This is a genomic window from Hydrocoleum sp. CS-953 (assembly GCF_002260545.1).
Classification (GTDB): domain Bacteria; phylum Cyanobacteriota; class Cyanobacteriia; order Cyanobacteriales; family Microcoleaceae; genus Trichodesmium.
Window position 1 is genome coordinate 1 of the sequence record NZ_LGSU01000852.1, and the last position, 5,053, is coordinate 5,053.

Here is a 5,053-nt window from a genome sequence, read left to right on the forward strand (position 1 = left end):
GATAGTGCTGAAATAGATGCACTCGTAGAAACCTTAATACAACAGGGGGAATTTGAGGCAGGTAGCGATGTATATCTGGACTACAAATCAAAATTGCTCCGAAAAAACAAGTCTTGAGTGCTTTTGAAAACCATCTGTAAAAATTTAGTCAACTTAACTTTATTGATTGTATTAAAGCCGAACCTAATCTTGCTCAAAACTGTGAATCAATTTTGATAAAAATTAGTAATTCAGAAGAATTATTTCAGAAATATCTCACTAATTGTCTGTAATAAAATCAAGAATATAATTAGCAGTAACTTGGGATTTTTCCAAGTGAGGAACATGACCACAATTAGGAATCCAAATCAGTTGAGAATTAGCGATCGCCTTCTCTAATTTAGCAGCGTCACCAGTGCCTAAAATCTTATCATTCTCTCCCCATAAAATCAAAGTTTGCTGCTGAATTAAATCCAATTTTTGTTTAAAATTACCATAGCCACCACTTTTAGTAAAAGAAATTAAAGCTTGATTCCAACCTGGCATTTCTAGATGTAATCTAGCACAAATATTAGCATCCAAAGTCGCAAAACTTTTATCAAAATAAGCACTACGACTAATATTTTCTCGAACCTGGGGACGACGCAAAAATTCTGTAGCAAAATAGTCAAGTGGAGGAAATATAAACTTACTAATAATCGGATTATTTTTCAATCCAGCACTATCAATTAATACCAATTTTTTCACAACTTCTGGGTAAGTCAGAGTAAAATCAATAGCAGCAGCACCACCCATAGAAGCACCTACTAAAATAACAGGTTGGTCAATCAAAGTTTTCCAGAAAGAATAAAGATGAGTAGCGATCGCTCCTGGATTAACTTTTAAATTAGGTAATCTATCTGTAAAACCAAACCCCAATAAATCTACTGTCCAAGTTTGATATTGAGTAGCAAGTAATGGTAAAAGGCGACGAAATTCAAAAATGGAACTATCAAAACCATGCAGTAATAAAATTGGAGTATCACCCTGACCTTCGGATAAAAAAGTTGTATTAATTTGCTCAGAAATGAGAGGAGTATAAATTGATTTATACTCAATATTTTGAGCAAAAGAAATAGATGTAGATTCGGTCAGACTTTCAGTTAATTTTGGCAAAAAATCAGGAAACATGGGCATTGATTAAAATTTTTGATTGATTCTGACTGATAGTTTAGCTGTCAGCATTCAGCCGTCAGCTATCAGCTTTTCTTAGTTTACGATAAAAACAGGGAACAGGGAATAGTTCAATAATGGATAATTGATAATGGATAATTGATAATTACCTCTCCCTCAAAGGAAGAGGATTGAATAAAAGGAAAATAAATTCATTGTTTCTCTTGATCTAGTTGGCTTTAAACCTTAATTATTCGGTAAGATATTTTTACGAAAAAGTCAGTAAAAATTATTTTTTATGGTGAATTTTTCTTTCTTTAGCTAATATAACTAAAAGGTTGATTTAGGGCTTGCTGATTAAATAGAAAACCATTTATAGAGAAAGGTTTTAGCCTTTTTCGGTCTGGAAAAATTACCTATTTTTTCAGCTATTTATGCTTAAAAAGGAGTGCATTTTGGGGAAAAGATGAGCAAAAAAAATTACTTCCCTACTCCTTAAAAAAGACTTTTTCAGCAAATCATATTTATTTTTCGGAGATGTCTATTATCAATTATTCATTATCAATTAATGAACCTTCCATTTTTGGTTGTGCAGAGCGTAAAATATCGGATAAGTAATATCATGTCCGATGTAGAAGGTTTTTTGCCATTGTTATCTTACAAGTACAATTATTCCTCCAAATGTTGGGAGGTCTCCCCACACTTCCCACACTTCCCACACTCCCCACACTTCCTTGACGCACTACTCTATTTTTCTTGCCTTACCAATATACATAATTGACATATCCTCATTTAAACTAACTTGAAAAGAGCCAGTTTTTTGATATATCTGATAGTTAATAACATTTGCCTTCCAGACTTGTACTAACTTCCGAATAAATACTTGTAACGACCTATCTAACTTCAGATTTTTTCTGAACATATTCAAATCTCCTAAAACAGAACCTATTTCTCCAAACAAATCAAAACCTTTCATCTCTATCTCAACAAAATCCAAAGAAAACATCAACTCTTTTAACTCCTCTGGTTGAATAAAATTATTCCAATCGTGAACCCCTAAAGGAATTAATCGTAATAAATTTTCCATCAACCAAATCATCACAAATCGAGATTGAAAATTTCTATTTATCGTGTCATAGAAAAAAATACCACCAGGTTTCAACACTCTATATATTTCTGAAACAACTTGACGATAATTAGAAACGTGTTCCAAAACATCCACACAAACTACAACATCAAAAGTATTATTTTGATAAGGCAAACTTTCAGCAACCCCGACTTTATAGTTAATATCCAAGCTATTTTCACAACTATGTCTTTGAGCAGCTTCTATACATTTTGCCGAAGAGTCAATACCATAAGTTATAGTTCCTTTTTTTGCCATAAATTCACATGAAAAACCACCTCCACAACCAACATCCAAAACTTTTAATCCTTGCCAATTAGGGATATATCTATCAAAAAATTTAAACCTAGGTTGATTAAGATAATAAAGAGCATAAATTTTAGAATTATTATCCCACCATTCATTTTTTCGGGTGGATTTTTGGGATATATCTAATACACCCCATCTTGCCATCTCCCCATCTTGCCATCTCCCCATCTCCCTCCTCTGTTTTTAAATAGAACCCATTTGNCAATTAAGCTGTTTTTATCAAAAAAATCTCAAAAATATTGCTGAAAGCTGAATGCTAAAAGTTGAATGCTTACCGAAAAATTAAACTATAAAACTTTCTATTTAAAGAGAAAAAGCGGTCGTTTAGCTAGCGCAAAACTAAGTTTTTCATGTCCGGATAATTAGTGATAAAAAAACTTTCTCATACATATACTTTTTTTATCCCCTCTTGCCTCCTGACTCCTCCCTTTTTATTTATAACTATTCAACCGGACATGATATAAAGCCTTTGTGGAGCATTCCGATAGGAAAGCTTTCGCTAGCAAAACGCCATATTCAATCAACCAAGAGAAGAAAAAACTTCCTTTTAGCCAATCCTTATATGACAGAAGAGCTAATTATTAATTATCAATTATCCATTATCCATTAATGAAAATATTTCTAGCTCAACCTCGCCGTACATTCCAAAATTAACCTTTGATTTTGAATAGCATAAGGCTGAATTTCTAAAGCTTTTTTAAAAGCTAAAATAGCTTCTCGATATTCTCCCAATCCTACATAACATAATCCTAAACCATGCCAAGCTCCAAAATGAAAAGGATTCAATTTTACCACCATCTCACAATCTTTTGCTGCCTTTCTATATTCTCCTAAAGTATAATAAAGAACTGCTCTTCGATTCCAAGCTTCTCCAAAATCTGGCAAATCCTCAATTAATTTATTTAAAATTGCCTCTGCCTCCTCAATTACTCCAACTTGTAACCAATGTTCTGAACGTCTAATTGCTTCTAAACCAGCAACACCTTTTTCTTCAAACCAAATTCTCCATAGTTCACCCGTGGCTTTATTCCTAATCAATTCATCAGAATTTTTTAAGTCTTCCAGTAATGCTTTAATTGATGATTTATCCATAATCTTAGTTGTAATAAGTACCTGTACAAAATTAATTTAATTGGTAGTCCTGGATTGCAATGGTGAAGATATCTCTTTTTTAATTTATTCCCCCACTTACGACACTTTCTCTACTGTTTCCTTTTTATCAGATATTTTCTATAGAACCAAAATAGGATTGTTATATAATCTGACTTTATAATTGTACTATTAGTTTACTCAATCTGGGTATTCAGCTTTTTAATGAGGGAGGTAGGTCGATAAATTATACATTTAACTGATGTTTTTTGATACTTTTAATTCTTCCTGAATCTCTGAATACTAATTCGAACTGCAAAAGCTATAAGCNCGAAAACTATTAGTTTACTCAATCTGGGTATTCAGCTTTTTAATGAGGGAGGTAGGTCGATAAATTATACATTTAACTGATGTTTTTTGATACTTTTAATTCTTCCTGAATCTCTGAATACTAATTCGAACTGCAAAAGCTATAAGCTGATCAATAACAACTAAATGCCTACTACTAAATTTGCAATATATCAATAAATCTATGCTCAATGTTTCCATTATTATTCCTACTCTCAATGAAGCAACTTGTCTACCACTTACTCTCAAAAATCTTTCTTTACTTAACCCTCCACCAAAAGAAATATTAGTAGTAGATAGTTACAGCGAAGATGAAACAGTTTCTATTGCTCTTTCCTTTGGAGTTCCTGTTATTTATTCTCCTCAACGTGGACGTTCCATACAAATGAATTTAGGCGCTAAAATAGCAACAGGAGAAATTCTCTGTTTTCTCCACGCAGATACTATAGTACCTAATGACTTTATTTCTATAATTTCCCAAACTTTGGCAAATCAAAATATTGTTGGTGGTGGATTTATTTCGATTATGGGTAATTCCGAAACTACTCGCTGGGGTACTTCCTTGCATAATTATCTCAAAACTTTTTATGCTCCTCTAATTTTTCGTCCCCATTTGTTCTTTAAAGGTTTGCGAATTTTATTTGGAGACCAAGTAATTTTCTGTCGTCGTGCAGATTTTTGGAAAGTAGCGGGTTTTGATACTAATCTACCGATTATGGAGGATGCTGACTTATGTTTGAAGTTAATCAAATATGGAAAAATTTATTTAGTAAATCAGTTCGTACATACTAGCGATCGCCGTGTGGCTAAGTGGGGAGTTTTCCAAGCAAATTTGATTTATCTATTTATTGGTTTTTTATGGGGTTTTGGTGTCTCACCTACTTTTCTTAAACGTTTTTATCAAGATATTCGTTGAAAGAGATTTCTAATTAATAATGGATAATGGATAATGGATAATTGATAATTGATAATTGATAATTGATAATGGATAATTGATAATTGATAATTGATAATTGATAATTGATAATTGATAATTGATAATTGATAATT

The 5,053-nt window shown here is 32.2% G+C and carries 4 protein-coding genes; 1 reads left to right on the forward strand and 3 read right to left on the reverse strand.

Annotation, left to right across the window (positions count from 1 at the left end):
- Positions 1–258 precede the first annotated feature (258 nt).
- The 3 genes from AFK68_RS11040 to AFK68_RS11050 form a co-directional block, all read right to left on the reverse strand.
- A complete protein-coding gene (locus AFK68_RS11040; RefSeq protein WP_168186408.1) occupies positions 259–1,149 on the reverse strand; it encodes an alpha/beta fold hydrolase in 891 nt (296 codons plus the stop codon).
- A 724-nt stretch (positions 1,150–1,873) separates the two neighbouring features.
- Positions 1,874–2,734, reverse strand: a complete 861-nt coding sequence (gene ubiG / locus AFK68_RS11045) for a bifunctional 2-polyprenyl-6-hydroxyphenol methylase/3-demethylubiquinol 3-O-methyltransferase UbiG (protein ID WP_143437777.1) — start codon at positions 2,732–2,734, stop codon at positions 1,874–1,876.
- Between the two features lie 453 nt (positions 2,735–3,187).
- Positions 3,188–3,658, reverse strand: coding sequence for a tetratricopeptide repeat protein (locus tag AFK68_RS11050; protein WP_094672759.1), 471 nt, complete (start codon positions 3,656–3,658; stop codon positions 3,188–3,190).
- A 529-nt stretch (positions 3,659–4,187) separates the two neighbouring features.
- Here AFK68_RS11050 and AFK68_RS11055 point away from each other — a divergent pair.
- The gene (locus AFK68_RS11055) at positions 4,188–4,919 is read left to right on the forward strand and encodes a TIGR04283 family arsenosugar biosynthesis glycosyltransferase (RefSeq protein ID WP_094672761.1); all 732 of its coding nucleotides are present in this window, start codon (positions 4,188–4,190) and stop codon (positions 4,917–4,919) included.
- Positions 4,920–5,053: the final 134 nt, after the last annotated feature.